Origin of the sequence: Pedobacter steynii, from assembly GCF_900103665.1 — a bacterium.
Lineage (GTDB): Bacteria > Bacteroidota > Bacteroidia > Sphingobacteriales > Sphingobacteriaceae > Pedobacter > Pedobacter steynii.
Genome location: NZ_FNGY01000001.1, coordinates 765,779 through 789,166, shown reverse-complemented (window position 1 = coordinate 789,166; position 23,388 = coordinate 765,779). Strand labels below are relative to the sequence as shown.

Annotated in this window: 23 protein-coding genes; 9 read left to right on the top strand and 14 right to left on the bottom strand. The window is 41.8% G+C overall.

Annotated elements, in window-relative coordinates; all coding sequences use genetic code 11:
• The first annotated feature begins 14 nt into the window (after positions 1 to 14).
• The 3 genes from BLQ87_RS03120 to BLQ87_RS03110 all read left to right on the top strand — a co-directional run bounded on the left by BLQ87_RS03120 (position 15) and on the right by BLQ87_RS03110 (position 3,023).
• Positions 15 to 1,106 (top strand): mannose-1-phosphate guanylyltransferase, encoded by a 1,092-nt coding sequence (locus tag BLQ87_RS03120; protein WP_074604655.1) that lies wholly within the window; start codon positions 15 to 17, stop codon positions 1,104 to 1,106.
• A gap of 102 nt (positions 1,107 to 1,208) precedes the next feature.
• Complete coding sequence (locus BLQ87_RS03115; protein ID WP_074604654.1) at positions 1,209 to 2,480, top strand: Hsp70 family protein; 1,272 nt, start codon at positions 1,209 to 1,211, stop codon at positions 2,478 to 2,480.
• A gap of 147 nt (positions 2,481 to 2,627) precedes the next feature.
• A complete protein-coding gene (locus BLQ87_RS03110) occupies positions 2,628 to 3,023 on the top strand; it encodes a hypothetical protein (RefSeq protein ID WP_074604653.1) in 396 nt (131 codons plus the stop codon).
• 319 nt (positions 3,024 to 3,342) lie between these two features.
• On the opposite strand, the gene rlmB is transcribed toward BLQ87_RS03110, so the two are convergent.
• On the bottom strand, positions 3,343 to 4,110 hold the full coding sequence (gene rlmB, locus BLQ87_RS03105) for a 23S rRNA (guanosine(2251)-2'-O)-methyltransferase RlmB (protein ID WP_074604652.1): 768 nt from the start codon (positions 4,108 to 4,110) through the stop codon (positions 3,343 to 3,345).
• Positions 4,111 to 4,319: 209 nt separating this feature from the next.
• Between rlmB and dnaB the strand changes: the two genes are divergently transcribed.
• Positions 4,320 to 5,888, top strand: a complete 1,569-nt coding sequence (gene dnaB, locus BLQ87_RS03100; RefSeq protein ID WP_074604651.1) for a replicative DNA helicase — start codon at positions 4,320 to 4,322, stop codon at positions 5,886 to 5,888.
• 9 nt (positions 5,889 to 5,897) lie between these two features.
• Here dnaB and chrA read toward each other — a convergent pair whose 3' ends face one another.
• Positions 5,898 to 7,097, bottom strand: coding sequence for a chromate efflux transporter (gene chrA / locus BLQ87_RS03095; protein WP_074604650.1), 1,200 nt, complete (start codon positions 7,095 to 7,097; stop codon positions 5,898 to 5,900).
• A gap of 11 nt (positions 7,098 to 7,108) precedes the next feature.
• Positions 7,109 to 7,444 (bottom strand): tetratricopeptide repeat protein, encoded by a 336-nt coding sequence (locus BLQ87_RS03090; RefSeq protein WP_074604649.1) that lies wholly within the window; start codon positions 7,442 to 7,444, stop codon positions 7,109 to 7,111.
• 45 nt (positions 7,445 to 7,489) lie between these two features.
• Here BLQ87_RS03090 and BLQ87_RS03085 point away from each other — a divergent pair, with 45 nt between their 5' ends.
• From BLQ87_RS03085 to BLQ87_RS03065, 5 genes are all read left to right on the top strand, one after another.
• Positions 7,490 to 8,227: an electron transfer flavoprotein subunit beta/FixA family protein gene (locus BLQ87_RS03085; protein WP_074604648.1), complete on the top strand. Its 738-nt coding sequence runs from the start codon at positions 7,490 to 7,492 to the stop codon at positions 8,225 to 8,227.
• Positions 8,228 to 8,271: 44 nt separating this feature from the next.
• Positions 8,272 to 9,243 (top strand): electron transfer flavoprotein subunit alpha/FixB family protein, encoded by a 972-nt coding sequence (locus BLQ87_RS03080; RefSeq protein ID WP_074604647.1) that lies wholly within the window; start codon positions 8,272 to 8,274, stop codon positions 9,241 to 9,243.
• A 46-nt stretch (positions 9,244 to 9,289) separates the two neighbouring features.
• Positions 9,290 to 9,904 (top strand): bifunctional nuclease family protein, encoded by a 615-nt coding sequence (locus BLQ87_RS03075; RefSeq protein ID WP_074604646.1) that lies wholly within the window; start codon positions 9,290 to 9,292, stop codon positions 9,902 to 9,904.
• Between the two features lie 106 nt (positions 9,905 to 10,010).
• Positions 10,011 to 11,276, top strand: a complete 1,266-nt coding sequence (locus tag BLQ87_RS03070; protein WP_074604645.1) for a nucleoside permease — start codon at positions 10,011 to 10,013, stop codon at positions 11,274 to 11,276.
• Positions 11,277 to 11,298: 22 nt separating this feature from the next.
• Positions 11,299 to 12,369: a DUF3667 domain-containing protein gene (locus BLQ87_RS03065; protein WP_074604644.1), complete on the top strand. Its 1,071-nt coding sequence runs from the start codon at positions 11,299 to 11,301 to the stop codon at positions 12,367 to 12,369.
• A 73-nt stretch (positions 12,370 to 12,442) separates the two neighbouring features.
• Here the strand turns inward: BLQ87_RS03065 and BLQ87_RS03060 are convergent, their stop codons facing one another.
• The 11 genes from BLQ87_RS03060 to kynU all read right to left on the bottom strand — a co-directional run bounded on the left by BLQ87_RS03060 (position 12,443) and on the right by kynU (position 23,315).
• The gene (locus BLQ87_RS03060; RefSeq protein WP_074604643.1) at positions 12,443 to 13,729 is read right to left on the bottom strand and encodes a citrate synthase; all 1,287 of its coding nucleotides are present in this window, start codon (positions 13,727 to 13,729) and stop codon (positions 12,443 to 12,445) included.
• Between the two features lie 125 nt (positions 13,730 to 13,854).
• Positions 13,855 to 14,394, bottom strand: coding sequence for a DUF3347 domain-containing protein (locus BLQ87_RS03055; protein WP_074604642.1), 540 nt, complete (start codon positions 14,392 to 14,394; stop codon positions 13,855 to 13,857).
• A 134-nt stretch (positions 14,395 to 14,528) separates the two neighbouring features.
• Entirely contained in the window at positions 14,529 to 15,032 is a 504-nt protein-coding gene (locus BLQ87_RS03050) for a hypothetical protein (protein ID WP_074604641.1), read from the bottom strand.
• A gap of 45 nt (positions 15,033 to 15,077) precedes the next feature.
• Entirely contained in the window at positions 15,078 to 16,013 is a 936-nt protein-coding gene (gene miaA, locus BLQ87_RS03045; RefSeq protein WP_074604640.1) for a tRNA (adenosine(37)-N6)-dimethylallyltransferase MiaA, read from the bottom strand.
• Entirely contained in the window at positions 16,014 to 16,856 is an 843-nt protein-coding gene (locus BLQ87_RS03040; protein WP_074604639.1) for a hypothetical protein, read from the bottom strand.
• Positions 16,844 to 17,224, bottom strand: coding sequence for a DUF1801 domain-containing protein (locus tag BLQ87_RS03035; protein ID WP_143010314.1), 381 nt, complete (start codon positions 17,222 to 17,224; stop codon positions 16,844 to 16,846). The genes BLQ87_RS03040 and BLQ87_RS03035 overlap by 13 nt, the downstream gene beginning before the upstream one ends.
• A gap of 75 nt (positions 17,225 to 17,299) precedes the next feature.
• Positions 17,300 to 18,376, bottom strand: coding sequence for an MBL fold metallo-hydrolase (locus tag BLQ87_RS03030; RefSeq protein ID WP_074604637.1), 1,077 nt, complete (start codon positions 18,374 to 18,376; stop codon positions 17,300 to 17,302).
• 18 nt (positions 18,377 to 18,394) lie between these two features.
• Positions 18,395 to 20,266: a DNA topoisomerase 3 gene (locus BLQ87_RS03025; protein ID WP_074604636.1), complete on the bottom strand. Its 1,872-nt coding sequence runs from the start codon at positions 20,264 to 20,266 to the stop codon at positions 18,395 to 18,397.
• A 2-nt stretch (positions 20,267 to 20,268) separates the two neighbouring features.
• Entirely contained in the window at positions 20,269 to 21,168 is a 900-nt protein-coding gene (locus BLQ87_RS03020) for a histone deacetylase family protein (RefSeq protein WP_074604635.1), read from the bottom strand.
• Positions 21,169 to 22,029, bottom strand: a complete 861-nt coding sequence (locus tag BLQ87_RS03015; RefSeq protein ID WP_074604634.1) for a bestrophin family protein — start codon at positions 22,027 to 22,029, stop codon at positions 21,169 to 21,171.
• Complete coding sequence (gene kynU / locus BLQ87_RS03010; RefSeq protein WP_074604633.1) at positions 22,026 to 23,315, bottom strand: kynureninase; 1,290 nt, start codon at positions 23,313 to 23,315, stop codon at positions 22,026 to 22,028. The genes BLQ87_RS03015 and kynU overlap by 4 nt, the downstream gene beginning before the upstream one ends.
• Positions 23,316 to 23,388 lie beyond the last annotated feature (73 nt).

Here is a 23,388-nt window from a genome sequence, read left to right as displayed (position 1 = left end):
GAATTTAGTTTAGCATGAATAAAAATAATTACGCACTAATCATGGCCGGTGGCGTTGGCAGCCGATTCTGGCCAGTGAGCAGAACAGAATATCCCAAACAGTTCATTGATTTTTTTGGTATTGGTAAAACACTCATTCAAAGTACCTACGAACGTTTTTTAAGAATTTGTCCGCCGGAAAATATTTTTGTGGTAACCAATGAGATTTATACCGATATCGTTAAAGAGCAGCTGCCAAATCTGGCAGGGAATCAGATTCTTGCGGAACCTATCATGCGCAATACGGCACCATGTATCTCCTATGGTTCGATGAAAATCCTGAACCTGAATCCGGATGCGACGATCGTCGTAGCGCCTTCAGACCATACCATTACCAATCAGGACGCTTTCATCGCAGCTATTGAACAATCTTTAAAAGCAGCATCCGAAAACGATTGTCTGATTACACTGGGCATTAAGCCGAGCAGGCCGGACACAGGATATGGTTATATCCAATATGTAGAAAACACCTTAAAAACGGACGATCAGATTCATAAGGTTAAAATCTTCACGGAAAAACCAAACCTGGATCTTGCAAAATCATTTATTCAGAGCGGTGATTTCCTATGGAACGCAGGAATCTTTATCTGGTCGGCAAAGTCGATCACTAAAGCTTTCGCTAAACACCTTCCGGAGATGCATGAGATCTTTCTTCAGGGAAACCCGATATACAACACCAATAATGAAACAGAGTTCATTGGCGTGGCTTATCAGCAGTGCACCAATATTTCTATAGATTTTGGAATCATGGAAAAAGCTGACAATGTTTATGTCCTTCCTGCAGATTTCGGATGGTCAGACCTGGGCACCTGGGCTTCTATTTATGACATTGCTGAGCATGACTATGTGGGCAATGCGGTAATCCCTGCGGAGAAAGTGATGATGTTTGACTCTTCAAACTGCATGGTAAACGTCCCTAAAGACAAACTCGTGATCCTTCAGGGATTACATGACTATATTGTGGTTGAGTCCAACAACACTTTGATGATCTGCCCAAGAACTGAAGAACAAAACATTAAACAGATTGTGGCCGATGTAAAATCTAAATTCGGCACAAAGTATATATAACCAAGATCTTACCTTTTTTTAATACATCCGGCTTCTGGCAAATGCTAAAATCCGGATGTATTGTTTTTAACATTTTTCGTTGCCTCAAAATTTCTCTTTACAATGACTAAGTATTTATACGGAATTGACTTTGGAACAACCAATTCTGCCCTATCCATCTATGATGATGAAAAAAAAGAAATCATCGATACGATTACCGTTCCCTCCATTTTATATTTCCAGAATGAGCTCAGCGCCTCAGAGCCTGTTACCCATTTTGTGGGCGAAGATGCCATTAATGCCTACCTGAAAGATGGAATGAAAGGCCGGTTTATGAAGTCCATTAAAAGGATTTTGCCAAGAAGCAGTTTCATCGAAACCCGTGTCTACAATAAAAAATACAATGCTTCAGATCTGGTGACTTTAATTTTAAGGGACTTAAAGCTGAAAGCAGACAAGATCATCGGATATGATTGTCAGAAAGCGATCATTGGCAGACCTGTTTTCTTCGACGACGAGAGCACGGCCAAGGACGCCCTTGCACAGAAGCGCTTAAATAAAGCGGCCGAAAGTGCGGGATTTACCGACATCAGGTTCCAGTTCGAACCCATCGGTGCTGCCTTTGCCTATGAGAAAACCATTACCAAAAAAGAGAAAGTACTCGTTGCCGATTTAGGTGGTGGTACAACCGATTTCACTTACCTCATCCTTGATCCTGAAAAAGTGGGCAGCAAGGACCGTAGAAAAGACATCCTGGCAACCGGCGGTATTTATATCGGTGGCGATAGCTTTGACTCTTCCTTTATGTGGGACCGCGGAACACCTCATTTCGGAAAAGACACCCTCTATGAAGCCGCTCCGGGCAAAATGTTAACCGTTCCGAATTCCTACTTCAGTAACATCTGTTCCTGGGAACAAATGAACTTCTTTAACGGACTAAGGGTAAGGAATGACCTTCAGAATTATTACCATTATTCAAAACAGAACCCAAAACTAAAGAACCTGATCACCCTGACCGACCACAATCTCGGCTATTCCCTGTTTCAATCTATTGAAAAAACAAAAGTACAGTTGTCGAAAAGTGATGATTCTCCTTTTGTCTATAAAAAGATGGAAATAGAGATCGATGAGCAGGTATCCATTGATCAATACAATACCATCATTCAGAAAGACCTGAGAAAGATCAGCATGTACCTGGATGAGTTTATCCTTAAACATCAGATCAAAGCAGAAGAAATCGACAGTTTGTTCCTCACTGGCGGAACTTCATTGGTCGCAGCAGTTAAAAACTTGTTTAACACCAAATTCCCTGGTGTTCCTGTAAATTCAGGAGATAATTTTATCAGTGTAGCCAAAGGATTGGCCTATAGCGGATATTTATTTGAGGAAGCTTAAATAGCCTATGGGGCTGCCTGAAATGGCGGCCCCAATATTTTGTAATCATCCCTCCCTTTCAAAGGTGATGAACATCACCATAAAGACTGATCCCGGTCAATCAAACAAAGAAATAATAATCCAAAATTTACTTATTATTTCTTAGCCATGACAACATCAATAGAAGAAAATGAACTGAACACCGAATTACAGGAACTTTACCTGATCGGTAAACAATGGTTGACAGACCTGGATTTTTTTGAACCTGAGATGGGATTCTTAATCAAGCTGCACAAATCTCTGGTTCAATCGCCCGATAAGGCTGATTTTAAGGAAAGACTGGATAAATTAAGAGATAGCTATGAGCATTTGAAAAATGATATTTCTAAGTTCATCAATGTCCTGGGCGTTCTCGTGGTCGCCTCAGAAAAAAAGATTGCCTTCAGTTTCTTAGCCGATCACATCAGCTTAAAGCTAAAAATTGAAAAACTACTGAACGCCTTCCAGGCGGAAAGAAAAGCAATTTTCAACCTTTCAATTGTGGACAGTTCTTTTTGCAAATGAGTCCTTCCTCCGGGTCCGGCTTCCTGATCAGGCCATTCTTGCTGCTACTTTTCATCCTTCTGCCCGCTCTCGCCTTTAAAGCTGGTCATACAGATCCGGTGAAGTGGATTTTAACTAAAGAATGCAGGCTGGTTTTTAACTAAAAATATACTGATGAAGGGGGAATATGTACAGCAGAAATATAAAGACTTCCCAACTGCTGATCTCCGCTCAGGCGGAAAATTCAATGGCTTCGTACTGGAAGTGGTAGTGGGATTCTAAAGCGAAAATTTTTAAAGCAAAATATTGGGGCTGTCTTTTTAGACAGCCCCTTATGAGATTACAACTGACGTTGTCTGATGGCTTCGTAAAGAATTACGCCGGCAGAAACGGAAACGTTTAAGGATCCGATCTCTCCGATCATTGGGATTTTGGCGAGATGATTTGCCATCCTCATGATCTCGTTGGAAATCCCCTCATCCTCTGCTCCCATTACAATTGCGGTAGGAACGGTATAATCAGGAGCATAAATCAGGTCGTTTGTTTTTTCCGTACAGGCTACAATCTGTAAACCACAATCCTGTAAAAACAGGGCTGTTTTATGCAAGTTCGGATGTCTGCAAACCGGGATGGTAAATAAGGCTCCTGCAGAAGTTTTAATCGCATCTGCATTGATCTGCGCAGAATTTTTTGTCGGCAGTACAATCGCATGAACACCTGCACATGCAGCAGTTCTGGCAATAGCACCCATATTACGCACATCGGTGATGCCATCCAGAATCAGGATCAACGGTGTTTCACCTTTTTCATAAATCGCAGGAATGATGTCTTCAATTTTCTGGAAAGTGATGGAAGAAATTACCGCAATCACCCCCTGGTGATTTTTCTGGGTCATCCGGTTTAATTTCTCTACCGGTACATTGTGAATCGGTGCATCAACGTCTTTTAAAAGGGCTTTCAACTCCAGCATCAGCTCTCCAGACAATCCCCGCTGAACATAAATACTCTCAATATCTTTAGCAGCTTTAATTGCTTCTATTACAGCACGTATACCAAATACGAATTCATTATTTTCTTTAGCTCTCGGGGCTCTCCTGGAATTTTCCATCTTTCTTAAATTGAAGCGCAAAAATAGCTGAAATATTACGATTAAAGGAAACCTATTTTTTTGCCGGGCTAAGTCCGTCTTATCCACATAGTTCTGTTGGAAAATAAGTTCGATTTAGCAGGATGACCCCGGAATTCCGGTATTTGATGTTTTCAAATGTTCATAAAAGAATTAAGCAAAGGACCTAATTTTTGCCTATTTTTGTGCCTATGAGTAATGATAACGGAAATCAGGGACAAGATAAAGCAAGCTTCACTGCCAGAAAGAACAGGTTGAGCAATTCCATGAACACCATGGGAAAGATACCACCTCAGGCATTAGACCTTGAAGAAGCGGTCCTTGGTGCTTTGATGTTAGAAAAAGACGCCCTTTCTACGGTAATTGACATCTTAAAACCCGAAGTTTTTTATGCGGAAGCGCACAAAAAGATTTTTGAAGCCATCGCTTTATTGTTTCAGAAATCAAAGCCGGTAGACATCTTAACCGTCACCTCAGAACTTAGAAACCTGGGACAACTGGAAATGGTAGGCGGTGCTTACTATATTACCAATCTAACCAACAGGGTTGCTTCGGCAGCAAACATAGAATACCATGCCCGGATCATTTCCCAGAAATACATTCAGCGGGAGCTCATCAGGATCTCTTCTGAAATTATTCAGAATGCTTACGAGGATACCACCGATATTTTCGATCTGCTGGACCATGCAGAAAAGAACCTGTTTGATATTGCTCAGAATAACCTGCGCAGGGATACCCAGAAGATGGACGAGATTGTAAAACAATCCCTGGCCACTTTAGAGGAACTTCGTGGAAAGAGTGATGGATTAACCGGGGTACCTTCCGGATTTACAGACCTGGACCGGATTACGGGTGGATGGCAGCCTTCAGATCTGGTGATCATCGCGGCACGTCCGGCAATGGGAAAAACGGCATTCGTACTGACCTGCGCCAGAAATGCCGCAGTAGATTTTAAACGTGCTGTAGTAGTTTTCTCCCTGGAGATGTCCTCGGTACAGTTGGTGAATCGTTTGATTTCCGGAGAAACGGAGATTGAGCAGGAAAAGATCAGAAAAGGAAATCTTGCAGAGTGGGAATGGCAACAGCTCCACAGCAAAATAGGTACCTTAACAGAAGCACCATTATTAATTGACGATACCCCGGCTTTAAATATCTTTGAGTTCAGGGCGAAATGCAGAAGGTTAAAATCACAATACGATTTACAGTTAATCATCATCGATTACTTGCAGCTGATGCATGGTAAAGGTGAAGGTGGCGGTGGAAACAGGGAGCAGGAAATTGGTAGTATCTCCAGGGCCCTGAAATCTGTAGCCAAAGAATTAAACGTTCCTGTACTGGCACTCTCTCAGTTGAGTCGTGCGGTAGAGAGCAGACCCGGACAAAACGGTAAACGCCCGATGCTATCGGATTTACGTGAGTCCGGTTCCATTGAGCAGGATGCGGATATGGTGCTCTTCCTATACAGACCGGAATACTACGGGATTACGGAAGATGAGCAAGGACGTTCACAAGCAGGTATTGGTGAGGTAATTATCGCGAAACACCGTAACGGTGAAACCGGAATTGTGCCACTTCGATTTATCGGTAAGTACGTGAAATTTACAGATTTGGAAGAAAGCTTCTCTGCACCAACCTCTTTCTCTATGGAAAGTCCAAGCGCAGGACTGCAACCCTCACAGGATTTCGACAGACCTGATGGCAATGTGATCATCAAGCCATCGAGAATGGACGACATGAACGATGACGACGCACCGTTCTAAATCAAAGTATCAAATGAAATAACCTAATAAGATTCCCGCCAGCACAATGAATGGCGGGCTTATTCTGGTATAGTTAAGCACAAGAAAGGTACCGGTCATCACCCCTATTCCCATTGCGTTTAAGCCCATAGGCTTTACCAGGAGGATAAATGCGGCAATAATAAAGCCCACACTGACCGCATTAATTCCGGTCATAGAATATTTAATTCGGGAGATCTTTTTCAGGTCTTCCCAAAAGGGAACAATAAAGAGGACGAGAATTAGTCCTGGCAGATTGATCCCCATCACCGCAACAAAGCCGCCCAGGATCTGGCCTGTTAAGCCATAACCAAAAGTTTTCATGCTCAAAGCACCTACATAACTCGTAAAAGAGAAAGTAGGGCCCGGTAATGCCTGCTGAAGTGCAAAACCGGAAAGAAAGCTTGAACCATTCAGGTAATGCTTCATTTCCACAAACTCGGTAAACATCAAAGGCACCAGTACTTGTCCGCCGCCAAAAATGAGAATCCCGTTTCGATAAAAGTTCTCGAACAACCTGATCGGTAAACTAAAAGGGGAAGTTCTGTTGATGATGGCCCCTAGCAGGGAAAACAGCAGCAAAACACTACTAAAATAGATTAGTTTTTTAGGGTTGATGTTAGAAAACAACTTCACCCGGAGTTCGCTTTCTTCTTTCGGCGTTCCAATAGCCGAAGAGATCATCCCTCCGATTAAAATGGCAATAGGAAACACATAAGCGTTTCGGAGTACCAGTGTCACGATTACCGCAGCACCTGCGAGGAAAATGGTCAGCTGGGAAACCAGCACCCTTTTCGCCAGGTTAAAGGCACCAAAGGCAACAATTCCCAGAGCAATAGGCTGCATGTATTCCAGGATCGTACTAAATTTCTGCTTCTGGTCCCATTTAGCAAAACTGATGGCGGCAAAAGTCATCACTGCCGCAGATGGGATGATCCAGATCAGAAAGGTAATGATGGCAAGTTTCAACCCTCCTACCTTATAGCCGATCCCCACCAGCGTTTGCGTGGATGCGGGTCCGGGTAAGACCTGGGCCAGGGCATTCAGCTCCAGCAATTCCTCTTCAGAAATATACGGGACATTTTTCACGAAGTACTTTAACAATAGGGCCAGATGTGCCTGTGCACCACCAAAGGCGGTAAACGTAAATAGAAACACATCCCTGATAAATAGCAGTTGTCTTTTACTCAATTGAATAAAGGTTAATCGTCCTCGTAATCTAAACCTGCAGCAGAATTATAAGCCCCCTGTAACTCAGAAAAGGCATGCATATCTCTTTTATTTCTGGCTTCAGCCATTCCCTTTTGGTACACTGGGAGCGCAGCTTCTTTCTGGCCTTGTTTTTCGTACAATTTGCCAAGGTGGTAATAAGTACCTACATAATCCGGATGATCAGTGGTGAGTTTCAGGTAATACTCAAATGCCTTTTCTGTGTCATTTGAGTTGTTGTATTCGGTCGCTAAAGCGTATAGAACGAATGGATCATTAGGATCATTGGATAAAAACTCCAATAACTTTGCTAATCGGGTACTTTGCATTTTAATTCCCTGCTTTTTTAATTAGATTTGCAAAAAGACAATTTTATGAAAATATTAGTTTGTATCAGTAATGTGCCCGACACAACGACAAAAATAACTTTTACTAACGATAATACACAATTCAATACATCAGGCGTTTCATTTATTGTGAATCCATATGATGAAATTGCCTTATCAAGAGCAATTGAGCTGTGTGCCGGTGGTAAAGGAACCGTTACCGTTATCAATGTTGGAGAAAGCGTCACAGAACCAACCATAAGAAAAGCATTGGCCATCGGAGCAGATGATGCTGTCAGAATCAATGCAGAACCAAGAGATGCCTATTTTACCGCTTATCAGATCGCTGAATACGCGAAAACAACTGACTATGACATGATCCTTTGCGGTCGTGAATCTATCGATTATAACGGATCACAGGTAGCTGCCATGGTTGGCGAATTTTTAGACATCCCTTCTATTTCTATCATTAAGAAATTAGATTATGATGGAACCACTGCAACTATTGAACGTGAAATTGAAGGCGGTAAAGAAGTGGTTTCTGTAAGCGGTAAATTTATCGCAAGTTGTGCAGAAGGAACCGCTGTTGCAACCATCCCAAATATGAGAGGCATCATGTCTGCAAGATCTAAACCGCTGCAGGTTGTTGAAGCTAAAGAAATAGCACAAATATCAAAAGTACAACAGTTTGACACTCCTCCTCCTCGTGGAGCCGTTAAATTGGTTCCTGCAGATGAAACAGAAAAGTTAATCGGCCTTTTACATTCAGAAGCTAAGGTTATCTAAGCTTTCTATTTCACAGTTTAAAAAAATTATTTAATAAAGATCTTATGTCAGTTTTAGTATATGTAGAACAAGTCGATGGTAAGTTTAAGAAATCTGTTTTCGAAGCAGTATCTTATGCAAAAGCCATTGCAGATATACAAGGAAGTAGCTTAACCGCAATATCTATTGGTAATGTCGGAGAAGCAGAGCTTAAAGAATTAGGTAAATACGGAGCTTCTAAAGTTTTAAATGTTTCGAACGACCAGTTAAAAAACTTCATTAATCAGGCTTATGCCTCAGTCATTGCTGAAGCGGCGAAAAAAGAAAGTGCAGCAGTAGTCGTTTTGTCTAACTCTTTCTCCGGAAAAGGTTTGGCACCACGTGTTGCCGTAAAACTGGAAGCAGGATTAGTAGACGGTGCGGTAGAATTACCTAAATTAGATGGAGGTCAGTTTTTAGTAAAGAAAACTGCTTTCTCCGGTAAAGCTTTTGCCATTACAGAATTGACTTCAGCGATTAAAGTGATTGCTTTAAATCCAAATGCTTTTGGCGTAAAGGAATCTGCAGTTGAGGCAGCGGTTGAAGCTTTCAGCCCGGAAATCAAAGCCACAGATTTTACTGCAATCGTTAAAGAAATTGTAAGGGCAACCAATAAAGTTTCCCTACCGGATGCAGAACTGGTTGTTTCGGCAGGAAGAGGCTTAAAAGGTCCGGAAAACTGGGGAATGATCGAGGAACTGGCTAACCTTTTAGGTGCAGCTACTGCCTGTTCTAAACCAGTATCTGATGCAGACTGGAGACCACATTCTGAGCACGTTGGACAAACAGGAATTGCGATCAGTCCGAACTTATACATTGCAATCGGTATTTCAGGAGCGATCCAGCATTTAGCCGGAGTAAGTTCTTCGAAGGTTATTGTAGTGATCAATATTGATCCTGAGGCTCCTTTCTTTAAGGTTGCTGACTATGGAATCGTTGGTGATGCCTTCGTGGTAGTCCCTAAATTAATTGAAGCTTTAAAAGCACATAAAGGTTAATTGAATACCCGGCTGAAGCCTTTGTTTTGGCCGGGTATTATTTAATATGAAAAAAGTAAAACTCGACATTATTGGTTTGTCCTATAGCCAAACCCAATCAGGCGCTTATGCCCTGGTTCTTGGTGAAGTAAATGGCAGAAGGCGTTTACCGATTATTATTGGTGCGTTTGAAGCACAGGCTATTGCCATAGAAATTGAGAAAATGGTCCCTAGTCGGCCTTTAACTCATGATCTGTTTAAAACCTTCGCCCAGACCTACAATGTGCAAATCACAGAAATCCTTATCTACAACCTCGTAGAAGGCGTTTTCTTTGCGAAGCTGATTTGTACAGACGGCGAAAGTATCCAGGAAATTGACGCGAGAACATCCGATGCCATTGCATTGGCGGTCCGCTTTAATGCCACCATCTACACTTACGAATTTATCCTTTCTTCTGCGGGTATCGTTATCGAAGGCAATGATTTCCTGTTTCTGGAGAATATGGACAACATTCCAAAAGATCAGGGCGCTGAAGACATTGGTGCCTCTATTCCAGGCGCTAACTATAAATCCCTCAGCATTGAGGAATTAAATCAAAAACTTCAGGAGGCAATTGCCGAAGAAGCTTATGAGAAAGCGGCAAGAATACGCGATGAGCTAAACAAAAGAAATTCTGCATAACACCATATCTCCATACTATTTTACTTAAAAAGCTGAATAGTTTTATATATTGTTTCAAAATAATGATATATTCAGCTTCTATTCAAAATCAAACTAAACTATTATTATGAACGTTAAGTTTCGCTTAACTGTGATGAATTTCCTGCAGTTTTTCATTTGGGGATCATGGCTAATTACCATTGGAGTATACTGGTTTCAAAACAAAAATTGGTCTGGTGCTGAATTTGGAGCTATTTTCTCGACGATGGGAATTTCTTCTATTTTCATGCCTGCTCTTACAGGGATCATTTCCGATCGTTTTGTCAATGCCGAAAAATTATATGGCGTATTACATATTCTGGGTGCTATAGTACTTTTCACCTTACCTATGGTGACCAACCCATCTGTTTTCTTTTGGGTGATTCTTCTGAATATGATTTTCTATATGCCTACCCTTTCCTTATCCATCACGGTGGCTTATTCTGCACTAAAAAGCAGCAATAAAGATGTAGTGAAAGACTATCCACCTATCCGCATCTGGGGAACAATAGGTTTTATTGCCGCTTTATGGGTGGTAAGTCTTACCGGAAATGAGGCCTCTTCCAATCAGTTTTATATTGCATCCGCAGTTTCTCTGGCATTAGGTTTATATGCATTTACACTTCCTAAATGCCCTCCTTTGGCCAGTAAGATCGCTACAAAATCCTTTGTTGATGCTTTAGGTCTAAAGGCATTCACACTTTTTAAACAAAGAAAATTTGCAGTTTTTTTCTTTTTCTCTATGTTTTTGGGTGCAGCATTACAGCTGACCAATGCCTATGGCGATACTTTTCTTCATGATTTCAAAAACGTACCTGCATATCAGGATCTTCTTGCGGTAAAATATCCGGCAGTGATCATGTCTATCTCTCAAATCTCAGAGACCTTGTTTATCCTCGCCATCCCTTTTTTCCTGCGGAAATTTGGGATAAAATATGTAATGCTGTTCAGTATGATCGCCTGGGTATTGCGTTTTGGTCTTTTTGCTTTTGCTGATCCGGCTGGTGGTTTATGGATGATCATTTTATCTTGTATTATCTATGGAATGGCTTTCGACTTCTTCAACATCTCCGGTTCCCTGTTTGTGGAAACGCAGATAGATGAAACGATCAGAGGCAGCGCCCAGGGTTTATTTATGATGATGGTAAATGGTTTCGGAGCGCTTTTCGGAAGTTTTGCAAGTGGATATATCATACAACACTTCTTCACCAATGCAGATCAAAGTAAAGACTGGCATCACATCTGGCTTACTTTTGCTGCCTATACGCTGGTTTTAGCCGTTGTATTCCCTTTTGTTTTCAAATACAAGCATAATAAGGCAGAAGCAAAAGCCATTGAGGCGATGAACCACTAAACGTTTTTAAAACTCTCCATATATGTCAGGTCGATATCGTAAAGAAAAAAACTGTTTAAACTGCGGTCATACTGTTGAAGATCATTTCTGTTCGCATTGCGGACAGGAAAACATCATCGTTGAAGAAGATGCTTTGCACATGATCGCTCATGCGACAGCAGATTATTTTCATTTTGAGTCCAAGTTTTTTGGAACACTAAAACCACTTCTTGTAAAGCCGGGATGGCTTACCCAACAATATGTGGCCGGTAAAAGGGTTGCTTTTATTCATCCCATCCGTTTGTATATTTTTGTGAGTATCGTTTTCTTCCTGGTGATCCTAAGCGGTGGTCATAAAGTGAATAACCATATTAAATTCGGCTCGAAAAAGAAAACAGAAACACAGAAGCAAGACAGCATTAAAAAAGATGGCCTCACCATATTTAAAGAAGGTATTTCCCGTGTTCCGGTTTCAGGGAGATTGAAAGACAGCATCATTAGCGACATTGATAAGAACGCAAAAGAACGCAGGGCGGGGCAAGAATCAGAAGTAGCTTTTTTTGAAATGGATAGCCTGTTGCGGGGAGGATTTGCTACGGTAGAGGATTATGACAAGCACCAAAGGAGTTTGCCAAAACCGAAGCGCGACGGTTTCATTGAGAATTATATCACTAAAAAGAACATAGAGCTCAGAGATTATCCCGGCGGTGCGGGCAAAAAGATGTTTGAGGATTTTCTTCATAATCTTCCGAAGATGATGTTCCTCCTGCTCCCTTTATTCGCATTCTTATTAAAGCTGGTATATATCCGTAAAAAGAAATATTACTATGAACATCTGATCTTTTCTTTTCACCTCCATTCGGCAATATTTCTAAGTATATTGATTACGATATTTCTTGGCTGGCTCTCAGGTTTCGTTTACAATGTAACTGATTTTCTGCAGGGAGTTTGTTTCTTTTATATTGTTTGGCACATCTACCGTTCTTTAAGAACCTTTTATAACAGTAGCCGATGGATCACTACTTTTAAAATCTTCTTCCTTTTGCTGGGTTATACCATTTTGGTTTCTATCACTTTTCTTATTGGAATTCTGGTATCAGTCGTACTGATCTAAACAGCTAAAATATAAGTAAAAAAGCCGCTGAACCAAATGGTTCAGCGGCTTTTTTATGACTATTAATCAGAGATTATCTGGCGCTAATGTCCGTAAAATCTCTGTTGGTATGACCTACATACACCTGACGTGGGCGACCGATAGGTTCTTTATTTTCATGCATTTCTTTCCATTGTGCAATCCATCCCGGCAGGCGGCCTAAAGCAAACAATACCGTAAACATATCGGTAGGGAAACCTAAAGCTCTGTAAATGATTCCTGAGTAGAAATCTACGTTAGGATACAATTTACGTTCTACGAAGTAAGGATCGCTCAATGCAGTTTCTTCCAGTTTCTTGGCAATTTCCAGAACAGGATCATTGATTCCTAATTTCTCCAGAATCTCATCACAAGCTTTTTTGATGATTTTTGCTCTTGGATCAAAGTTTTTATAAACACGGTGACCAAAGCCCATCATGCGGAAAGGATCGTTTTTATCTTTTGCTTTGTTGATCCATTTCTCTGTATCTCCGCCATCTTCTTTAATGCGTTCCAGCATTTCGATTACAGCCTGGTTTGCACCACCATGAAGCGGGCCCCAAAGTGCAGCAATTCCTGCAGAAACAGAAGCGTATAAGTTACAGTCTGAAGAACCTACCATTCTTACCGTCGAAGCAGAACAGTTCTGCTCATGATCAGCATGAAGGATCAGTAAAGTATTCATTGCTTTTACAACTACCGGATCAATTTCCACTTCTTCCGTACGCTGACCGAAGATCATGTTTAAGAAATTGCTAACGTAGTCGTATTTATTTTTTGGATAGATCAGTGGATGACCTAAAGATTTTTTATAAATGAAAGATACGATGGTTGGGAACTTCGCCAATAGTTTGATCATGGTCAGGTCCATTGTTTCCGGATCAGAATTTGCGTTTAAAGATTCCGGATAGAATGTCGACAATGAGCATACCAAAGAAGCCAGTTGCGCCATTGGATGAGATTTAGAAGGATAACCATCCAAAAACTTTTTCATGTCCTCATGAATCAGTGTATGACGACTGATCGATGCCTGAAAATCATTCAGTTGTTCTTGTTTGGGTAAATCGCCATATATAAGCAGGTAGGCAACTTCCAGAAAGGTTGATTTTTCTGCAAGCACCTCGATTGGGTAACCGCGGTATTTTAAAATTCCTTTTTCACCGTCTAAAAAGGTAATTGCACTTTTTGTGGATCCCGTATTTTTGTAACCAAGGTCTAATGTAATGTGACCTGTTAAATCTCTAAGCTTTGAAATATCTATAGACTTCTCCCCTTCGCTACCTGTAATAACGGGAAATTCATAGACTTTTCCGTCAATCTTAATTTCTGCAATATCTGACATATATATATCTTAAATTTATAATAAACAAAACTAACTAATCCATTTTGATTAGCCTTTAATCAGCTATAACAAAGCTGTTAAATAATTATTAAATGTGAGTCAAATCCAAGTAAGAATCCGAGATTCTATTTGGCGGGTTTTAGTTCTTCGAGAACAGCACCACACTCCATCATTTCATCTCCATAATATGGATTCTGGATTTTCTTTTCTGAAGCCAGCCAATCGCCTCCATCCCCGTTATTTGCCATTGGGCAATGTTGAACGTAAATGGCTCCTTTTTCGATATCTGCATGTTTAAACATCGCAATCAAATCGGAACTAAGGGCGGTAAAATCTTTTCTTTGGGCAGCAAGATCTTTGGCGGCGGCAATTTTCCCTGCAGTAACAGCAGTATTTTCACATCCTTTATGACCGGCCAGACTGGTTTTCAGCACTGCTGCTGTTTTTTGGGCATCTTCAAATTTTGAGCTGACCAGCGCATTTTTTAAAGAGATATAGCCATTGTAAATAGACTGTACACTGGCATCTTTTAACTGAACACTAACTGTCGCCGTTTCGGCTTCTTTGCTTTTAACAGTGCTATCTGCACTTAAAGCCACTTTTTGGTTAGTGTTTGTACAGGATGTAGCAATCATAATTGCTGCTACAGCGAGGTATCTTTTCATATAAGTGTATTAGTTTTTATGAATAACAGATCTATGATATTCTGTTTTTTGGTTAAATTACCATTTTAAATTTAAATAAATAAAAAAGCCCCCGAAAAAATCGGAGGCTTAGTGTAATTAAGTCTTTTCCAGACCTATAATTTAAAGCCATAAGCCAGACGTAAGGCGACCTGACCCGTGTTCAAACCATCTTTAGGCAAACCTTCGTACTTTACACCAAGGTCCAGACCATTACTCCAGGCATAGCCAATTGCAGGGGAATAAAGGAAGGATGTACCCGAATTTTTAGTCACCCCAAAGGCCGCACCGACCTCAGCCATACCATAAAGGCCTGATCCGCTAGGATCAAAAAACACCTTTACGCCACCTTTCAGTGGAATATATCCGTAATCAGGGATATCTATATTATTAATTGTTTTGCCAATAAAGTGAGTATAACCTGTTGTTACAGGAATAGACACTTGTTTGGAAACGTCAAATTGCACTCTTGCATCGGCACCAATTGCGAAACTATAACCATCGCTGGTTGGAACACCTAAATTAACACCTACACCAAGTTTTTGCGCATTAACATCCGTACTTAAAAATAAGGCTACCGCAGCTACTGCTGAAGCCATAAAGGTTGTAGACTTTTTCATACGCTAGTCTTTACAAAATGCATGCCACCGACCAATTTACACCGTTTAAGACGTTTTCCAGCGGATGTACGCCTCCATCACCTGCTTAAATAACTGATCGGAATCCTGATCGGTATCAAACCAGTGAATGGCTACCCCATCCTTTTCCATTTTTCTAAAAAAGGTCATTTGACGTTTCGCAAACTGGCATATCGCTATTCCGAGCTGTAGTTTTAGTTCACCGTAATCCAGCGTTCCGGATAGGTAAGCGACGATAAATTTATATTCCAGTCCATAAAAAGTAAGCACTTCAGGATCCACTCCTTTTTCGAGCAATCCTTTTACTTCTTCAATCATCCCTTCTTCCAGTCTGGCTTCCATTCTGCGAAGGATTTTTTTTCTGCGCAGGCGCACATCGGAGGTCAGCCCTACTACAAATGGTTTGATCAATGGTCTTTTTACGGCGATCAGCTCATGATGACTTAAATATTCTGCAATTTCTATGGCACGGATCAGCCTCTTAAAGGAAGAAAGATCTGCATGTTGAGTCAGTTCCAGGGGATAACTTTTCAGAATGATCCTTAAACCTTCAATCTCCTTTAGTCTTAATGCTACTCTCAACGGTTCGTTTACCGGAATGGCCGTGTATTCGTGATCCTGAAAAACACTGTGCATATACATCCCTGTTCCGCCACAAAGAATGGGCAGCACTTCCCTGCTGCTCAAATCTTCAAAGACACGGTAAAAATCTTCTTTGAACTCGTTTACATTGTATTTCCCTCCGGCTTCCCTGATGTTGATCAGGTGATAAGGAATTTGTTGACCATTCAGTTCGTATTCCTTCAGGTCTTTTCCCGTACCGATGTCCATATCTTTAAACACCTGCCTGCTATCGGCACTGATCAATTCCCCCTGAAGCGCCTCAGCCAACCTCACTGCGAGTTTCGTTTTTCCGGAAGCGGTTGGGCCTAACACGACCAATAGTGGGTATTCCTGATCCATTTACAAGTATAATATGTATTTTAAATTTCCGGTGTTAAAAACCGGTATATAATCGTTTTCCAGAAGATATAGTTCCTGCTCCTCTTTATTTAATTCTTTCATTCCGGCCTGAAGTGCTGCAGGCAGGCGATGGGTAAAACTTCTGTTAAGCGTTGTCCTGTTTAACCAGATGCCTGCAGCCGGAGATGCTGCCACGAGCTTAAAGCCCGATAAATCATAGGCATTGCCTAAAGACCAGTCCTTGTCCGCATAACTCATCAGATCATTTGGTTGCACCAGGTTAATAAAGTGTTTTAATAATTTACTGAAACCACCGGTAACTGTAAAACCAATGAGGCTTGCAAAGCGGATCAGCTCATAGGAGCGGTAATCCGGGGCAATCCTGGTCATTGGTCTTCCCCCGCTGAATAAAGCTACAGCGATCATCTGACCCTCTATATGTAATGCGAATTTATATTTAGCTTTTGCCGAGGCCTGTAAATGGTTCTCTACAAGGAAACGATCAGCCTCTGCCTGATTGATCACCAGCACCTTTGCTTTACGTCCATGAAGTGTTTTATTTAATCCCAGAATAGAACCAATTCTGCCCAATACCTGATTTCTTCTGGTTTTCCAGATGTCTTCCCATAAATGAACGAGGTAAATGTTTTTCTTTTGATAATCCGTTTGAAGCGAGATCAGCTTTTCAGGATCAATATCCCTTTGTAAAGAAACCATGTTGACTGCAACCTGCCCTTTATCCAGCAAGACCAGCATTTGCCGGTTGTCTTCTTTAAAGGCAATGCCCTTTTCCTGTAATGCGGCAACAAAATCCAGTTGCCAATCTGCTGTTATGCTACCCAACCCTTTTCCTTATATAATTTATATCCCTCTGCCAATGCACTTTCAATCATCGACAAAAGTTCTTCATCCAGCTTTTTGATGTGAAAACAAGACTTGCCTTTTAACAATTTCAATAACTTCGGATCAAAAACGGTCTTCATCTCCGGCTCAGCATAAACCGGCATATAATAAAATCCTACATGATTTTTTTGAATGACCACACTGGCAAAAAACACTTCTGTTCTTTTACGGCCCTCGATCTCTACGTTTTTATCGCTCCACAACTCATATACGGTTTCACTATTCACGCGGTTGCTGAATCCTAAAGCTGCATAAGGCTGTAATGTCGCCCTGATCGTTTGAAATATTTCTACAAAATCCGTTTTCATGAGCATAAGTTTTATTTGAATAACAGGTTTTCTCAGATATTGTTTAGCACTTTTCAACAGAAAAATAAAACCAGGTTAATCAAGGTACCATTTATTGGATGGATAGGATTTACCTAAGGTTAAAGGCTCTCCCAGCATAGGTGTCGTGATGTGCAATCCTTCTTCTTCCCCCTTTTTAACCGCCCTGATAATCGGTTCGTTCCAATCATGCGTCGCAAGTGTAAACTTACCCCAATGTACGGGAAGCAAAACTTTTGCTTTCAAATCTATGGCTGCCTGTACCGTTTGTTCCGGAAACATGTGAATGAGTGGCCAATTCACGTTATACTGCCCGCATTCCAGGATGGCAAGATCAAAAGGGCCATACTGTTCTCCGTCTTCTTTGAAATGACGATCATAACCGGAATCACCACCCAGGTATAATTTATGTTGAGCGGTTTGAAGGATGAAAGCGGACCATAGCGATTGGTTTCGTTTAAATTTCCTTCCTGAAAAATGACGGGCCGTTCTGGCCAGAAATTTCAATCCGGCAATTTCCTTCTCTTCCCCCCAGGCCAGCTCTGTTATTTTATCTGTGGGTACTCCCCAGCGTTCCAAATGCGCACCTACCCCAATTGAGGTAATGAAATGTTTGGTCTTATCTTTTAATTTGAGGACACTTTGATAGTCAAGGTGATCATAATGGTCATGGCTGATCAATATCAGGTCTAATTCAGGAAAGTCTTCTGCTTTGACAAAGTCTGTGCCTTCAAAATTCTTTGTTCCGATAAAAGAGAAAGGTGAGGTGCGTGAGCTAAACACCGGGTCTACCAGAACCCGAAGACCATCAATCTGCAAAAGGTAAGAAGAATGCCCAAACCAGGTAATCTTTATTCCTTCGACTGATGAAAAATCAGGTTTCAGAAAAGGAAGTGCTTTTTTAGGTCTCCCGTTTTTATTTCCTTTGAGCATACCAAGGATGATGTCCCAATAAGTGACCCCCTCCGGCAATGTTGGCGTTAAAGAACGGTTTGTCAATTCTCCCTGCCCATAATTCTGAAGGGTTTTAATCTTCGTCAGCCGTTCCCGCTCAGGCAAACTTCCAAAGACCGGTAAGTTTAGCGTCCAAAAGCTAAACCCGATCAATGCAACAATAAGGATAAGCACATACATAGGCTGTTTTATTAAATTTTATGTTGCAGCAGGTGTTTCCGCTGGTTTTTCTTCTTTCGGCGGACTTAACTTCGCAGCCAGACCATTCCCCGCCAGTAACATCTCATGGGTAATTGCTTTGGTATACTCCGTAATCTCCGCCTTAAAATCAGCCACAGAGGCTCCCGACCGGATTTCTTCCAGGCGTTTCTCCCACTGTCCGGTTAATTCTGCCTGCGCAATTTTCTGGTCTTTCACCACATCATATACCGCCAGCCCTTTCGGAGTCGGCACCAGGTTTCTCTTTTCGCGAAGGATGTATTCCCTGTTGATCAGCGTTTCGATAATGGAAGCCCTGGTAGCCGGAGTTCCCAGTCCACTGTCTTTCATCGCATAACGTAATTCCTCATCCTCGATGTCCTTACCTGAAGTTTCCAGGGCTTTAAGCAACGAAGCTTCATTGTACATTGGTTTTGGCTTGGTCTGCTTTTCCATAAAAGCTTTATTGACCACCGGCAATTCCTCTCCTGCTTTTACTTTAGGTAGAGAAGGATTTTCCTCATCTTTTTTCTCTTCGTCATTTTCGTTGAACACAGCCCGCCAGCCCGCAGAACGGATTACCGTTCCATTGGCAATGAATACAGAACCGGATTCCACAGATATTTTGGTGATTTCTTTCACACATTCCTGATGAAATGCCTCCAGCATACGGCCCACAACCATGTCGTAGATCGCCTGCTTATCACCACTCAATTGATAAGCCGATTCCCCGGTAGGAAGGATCGCATGGTGATCCGTTACTTTTTTGGCATTTACACTTCTCTTGCTCAACTTCGCAGTACTCAGGAACTCTGCCTGTTTACCAAAATCTTTGTGTTCTTTTAATTTATCAATCAGATTCGGTACGCCTGCAAAAACATCATCGCCGATATACCTGCTCCCGGTACGGGGGTAAGTAACCAGTTTACTCTCATACAAGCCCTGTAACAAACTAAGTGTCTGATCGGCAGTAAAACCCTTGCGCTTATTTGCTTCCTGCTGTAAACTACTTAAATCATGTAACAGCGGAGGTGGCTCTTTTCTTGGCTTGGCTTCCACACTGAGGATCTTACCTCCATTGGGAAAACCACCTGCCACATCCTGAATCTGATCAAACAAACCCTGCGCCTCTTCCTTATTGTTAAAATTACTTACAGAAATGGCTTTAAAGAGCTGTCCGTCCTTATCCAGTTGGATCGCCAGCTGGTAATAGGTCTGCGGAACAAAGTTCTTAATTTCCAGAAAACGGGAGCAAATCATCGCCAATGTAGGCGTTTGCACCCTTCCCAGCGACAATACGGAACGGTTACCCGCAGATATGCTCAAAGCCTGTGTGGCATTCATGCCCACCAGCCAATCAGATTCCGACCTGCAATGTGCGGAATTAAATAAAGTATCGTAATCCGTGCCCGGTTTAAGGTTGCGGAAGCCCTCTTTAATCGCCTCATCAGTTTGAGAAGAAATCCAGAGCCGCTTAAAAGGCTTTTTACATTTCAGAAAATAATAGATATAGCGGAAGATCAATTCGCCTTCCCTCCCCGCATCCGTCGCAACGATAATCTCCGTAGCCTCATCAAAAAGCATTTTTATGATGTCCAGCTGCTTTCTTACTCCCGGATCCTCCACCAGGCCGTCTTTCGTCTTGATTTTGCGGATCGCGAGTTTAAATTTCTTGGGCAGCATCGGCAAATGTTGCCTTCTCCAACCTATAAAACCGTATTCCTGTGGCGGAGCCAATTGAAGTAAATGCCCAAAGGCCCAGGTAAAAGAATACCCGTTTCCTTCAATATATCCATCCTTTCTTGTTGTAGCACCGAAGACTTTCGCCAACTCACGCCCTACAGAGGGTTTTTCTGCAATTACAATCTTCATAATTATTCAAAAATATCTAAACCAATTTTAAATGTATTACAATGTGCATCCACAATGTCTTTTATGTTTGGAGAGTAACCTCCGCCCATACTTACCTGTACCGGTAAGTTGTGGTCTTTGCAAAATTGCAATACTTTTCTGTCGCGCGCTTTACAGCCTTCTTTTGATAAGGCCAGCTTGCCGAGCTTATCGCTTTCCAATACATCTACGCCCGACAGGTAAAATACAAAATCCGGCTGATGTGCTAAAAGTAAAGGAAGTGTTTCTTCCAGTTTCATTAAGAACCTTTCATCAGTAAGTCCGTCTTCCAATGCGATGTCCAGGTCCGATCTTTCCTTTCTGAAAGGAAAATTCTTATCCCCGTGCATAGAAAACGTAAACACCCGGTCTTCATTATAAAAAATTTCTGCCGTTCCGTTTCCCTGATGAACATCTAAATCTATGATCAGGATTCTGGATGCCAATCCGGCATTCAACAGGTAATTTGCTGCAATCGCCTGATCATTCAGCAAACAAAATCCCTCTCCCCAATTGCTCCCGGCATGATGCGTCCCTCCGGCCACATTAAAGGCAATCCCATTTGCTTTCGCATAGATTGCCCCATCAATCGTTCCCTGGGCAATCCTCATCTCCCTTTCCAGCAGCTGCGCGTTTAAGGGAAAGCCAATGCGTCTTTGCTCCCTTGCCGGAAGGGTCAAGTCCCTGAGCTGTTCCCAATAACCAGGATCATGACTTAACAAAATAACCGCTTCTGAGACCAGTTCAGGCGCAAACAAATTGGAAGCACTGATTACACCTTCGTACAACAACTGCCCCGGGATCAGTTCATACTTGATCATCGGAAAGCGGTGTCCTTCAGGTAAAGGGTGTGCAAATAAATGATGCCAGGCAATCTTAACCATTTAATTTAAGATCTCCCCTACATGTTTTTCAATGTTGTTACAAATCTCATCCACCGGCAAATCGTTCGCATCCAAACCAAACGGATCTTCGATCTCTTCTGCAATCAGCTCCAAACTCGCCAGTACATACAAGATAAAAGGTACAATAGGAATGACAAAATAGCCCAGGCTAAACACCCATCCAAAAGGAAGGGTAATCACATATATAAAAAGGAATTTCTTGATAAAAGCACTATAAGAATAAGGAATTGGCGTTCTCTTAATACGCTCACAGCCACCACAGATATCGGTAAACTGATGAACATCTGCATTAAGTATAATCAATTGCTCCTGACTGATCTTTCCTGCCGCCTGAAGATCAAATATCCTGCTGGAAATACTTGTTGCAACCTGGTTTGGAATGTGCTTTCCTCCGTCCACTTCGATCAGCAAACTGTTTTTACCAAAGTACTGTTTCTCCCTTAAATGTTCTTTTAACGCGAAAGCATATTTAGGAATCGCATAGTCAAAAAACTCAGTATCTTCCTTACTCATTCTCAAAGCCTTGATCTTTATTGCGAAATTCCGGCTGATATTGGTTAAAGCACCAAGCAAACGACGGCCTTCCCACCACCTGTCGTATGAGGTATTGGTCCGGAACACCAGTAACATGGAAATCACAAAGCCAAGCAGGCTATGCATCATTCCAATATTTTTCACATAAGAACTCTCCGAAAGCTTCAGGTAATTGAGCTCCAGATAAGCGATCGCTCCGGAGAATATCGCCACACTAATCATCAATGGCCATAATTTCCTGAAGGTATCTGCTTTATCGAAATGAAAGATAAAGGTGATCCAGTCTTTGGGATTATAATGGATCATCGGCGTAGCTCCTTACTTATTTTAAGCATCAGCTCTGCACAAAGAAATACATCTTCAAAAGAGTTGTACATTGGAACAGGACTCAAACGGATCACATTAGGTTCCCTCCAATCGCCCAGCACATTATGCGCAACCAACTGTTGAAAAATTTCCTTTCCATCCTGTTTGGCGATGATAGAAACCTGTGCACCACGGTCTTTTTCTTCGGCAGGGGTAATCACCTTAAACTGCTCCTCTCCAAGGGAGCTATTCACCTCATTGACAAGGTAAATCAGATAAGAAGTTAAAGTTTTACTTTTAGCCCTTAAAGGCTCAATAAATCCTGCTTTTTCAAAGTTCAAAAGTGAGGCATGGTAGAGTGCCATAGGCATCACCTGCGTACAGCTGATCTGCCAGCCGTCTGCACCTGCTTCTGGAACAAATCCCTTCTCCATCTTAAACCGTTGCTGTTCCTGATAACCCCACCATCCCGCGAAGCGGTTGAGTGTGGTATCTCCGAAATGTTTGTCGTGCACAAAGATCCCACTGATGCCTCCCGGACCGGAGTTCTGGTATTTATAAGAACACCAGCAGGCAAAATCTATGTTCCAGTCGTGCAGTTTTAAAGGCACATTTCCTGCCGCATGTGCCAGATCGAATCCAACGATTGCACCTACCGCATGACCTGCTTTGGTGATCGCTTCCATATCAAACCACTGTCCGGTGAAATAATTTACACCACCAAACAACACGAGGGCAATCTCTGCCCCATTTGCTTCGATCTCTGCTATAATATCTTCCGTTCTAAGCGTATATTCACCTGCTCTTGGGCTCACTTCAATAATAGCATCTTTAGGATCAAAACCATGAAAACGAACCTGGCTTTCGATCGCATACTGATCTGAAGGAAAAGCGCCGGCTTCCATGATAATTTTGAAACGGCTGCCTGCAGGTTTATAGAAGCTGACCATCAAAAGATGGAGATTTACCGTCAATGTATTCATCGGACAAACCTCCAATGGAGATGCACCAACGATAGGTGCCATCAATTTTTTAAGCTCCTTATGGTAAAACATCCAGGGGCTGCTTCCTTCAAACCAACCTTCAACGGCCAGGTTTTCCCAGTTACTCAATTGCAGTTCCAACACTTCACGTGCTGCTTTAGGCTGCAAACCTAAAGAGTTACCACACAAATAGATAAAAGGTTTTCCATTTTGTTGAGGAAACAAGAAATCGTTTCTTCTATCAGAAAGCAAATCTGCCTGATCCAGGCTTTGCGCAAAAGCTAAAGTGTTCTCAAATTTCATTGTTTCAAATATCAATAAAAAAGGCAGATAAATAAACTTACCTGCCTTTTTGTTATCCACAACCTATTTTTTT

Excerpts from the sequence above, each read along its gene's own strand:
- BLQ87_RS03120 (WP_074604655.1), top strand. The coding sequence starts at position 15 with ATGAATAAAAATAATTACGCACTAATCATGGCCGGTGGCGTTGGCAGC.
- BLQ87_RS03115 (WP_074604654.1), top strand. The coding sequence starts at position 1,209 with ATGACTAAGTATTTATACGGAATTGACTTTGGAACAACCAATTCTGCC.
- BLQ87_RS03110 (WP_074604653.1), top strand. The coding sequence starts at position 2,628 with ATGACAACATCAATAGAAGAAAATGAACTGAACACCGAATTACAGGAA.
- rlmB (WP_074604652.1), bottom strand. The coding sequence starts at position 4,110 with ATGGAAAATTCCAGGAGAGCCCCGAGAGCTAAAGAAAATAATGAATTC.
- dnaB (WP_074604651.1), top strand. The coding sequence starts at position 4,320 with ATGAGTAATGATAACGGAAATCAGGGACAAGATAAAGCAAGCTTCACT.
- BLQ87_RS03090 (WP_074604649.1), bottom strand. The coding sequence starts at position 7,444 with ATGCAAAGTACCCGATTAGCAAAGTTATTGGAGTTTTTATCCAATGAT.
- BLQ87_RS03085 (WP_074604648.1), top strand. The coding sequence starts at position 7,490 with ATGAAAATATTAGTTTGTATCAGTAATGTGCCCGACACAACGACAAAA.
- BLQ87_RS03080 (WP_074604647.1), top strand. The coding sequence starts at position 8,272 with ATGTCAGTTTTAGTATATGTAGAACAAGTCGATGGTAAGTTTAAGAAA.
- BLQ87_RS03075 (WP_074604646.1), top strand. The coding sequence starts at position 9,290 with ATGAAAAAAGTAAAACTCGACATTATTGGTTTGTCCTATAGCCAAACC.
- BLQ87_RS03070 (WP_074604645.1), top strand. The coding sequence starts at position 10,011 with ATGAACGTTAAGTTTCGCTTAACTGTGATGAATTTCCTGCAGTTTTTC.
- BLQ87_RS03065 (WP_074604644.1), top strand. The coding sequence starts at position 11,299 with ATGTCAGGTCGATATCGTAAAGAAAAAAACTGTTTAAACTGCGGTCAT.
- BLQ87_RS03060 (WP_074604643.1), bottom strand. The coding sequence starts at position 13,729 with ATGTCAGATATTGCAGAAATTAAGATTGACGGAAAAGTCTATGAATTT.
- BLQ87_RS03055 (WP_074604642.1), bottom strand. The coding sequence starts at position 14,394 with ATGAAAAGATACCTCGCTGTAGCAGCAATTATGATTGCTACATCCTGT.
- BLQ87_RS03050 (WP_074604641.1), bottom strand. The coding sequence starts at position 15,032 with ATGAAAAAGTCTACAACCTTTATGGCTTCAGCAGTAGCTGCGGTAGCC.
- miaA (WP_074604640.1), bottom strand. The coding sequence starts at position 16,013 with ATGGATCAGGAATACCCACTATTGGTCGTGTTAGGCCCAACCGCTTCC.
- BLQ87_RS03035 (WP_143010314.1), bottom strand. The coding sequence starts at position 17,224 with ATGAAAACGGATTTTGTAGAAATATTTCAAACGATCAGGGCGACATTA.
- BLQ87_RS03030 (WP_074604637.1), bottom strand. The coding sequence starts at position 18,376 with ATGTATGTGCTTATCCTTATTGTTGCATTGATCGGGTTTAGCTTTTGG.
- BLQ87_RS03025 (WP_074604636.1), bottom strand. The coding sequence starts at position 20,266 with ATGAAGATTGTAATTGCAGAAAAACCCTCTGTAGGGCGTGAGTTGGCG.
- BLQ87_RS03020 (WP_074604635.1), bottom strand. The coding sequence starts at position 21,168 with ATGGTTAAGATTGCCTGGCATCATTTATTTGCACACCCTTTACCTGAA.
- BLQ87_RS03015 (WP_074604634.1), bottom strand. The coding sequence starts at position 22,029 with ATGATCCATTATAATCCCAAAGACTGGATCACCTTTATCTTTCATTTC.
- kynU (WP_074604633.1), bottom strand. The coding sequence starts at position 23,315 with ATGAAATTTGAGAACACTTTAGCTTTTGCGCAAAGCCTGGATCAGGCA.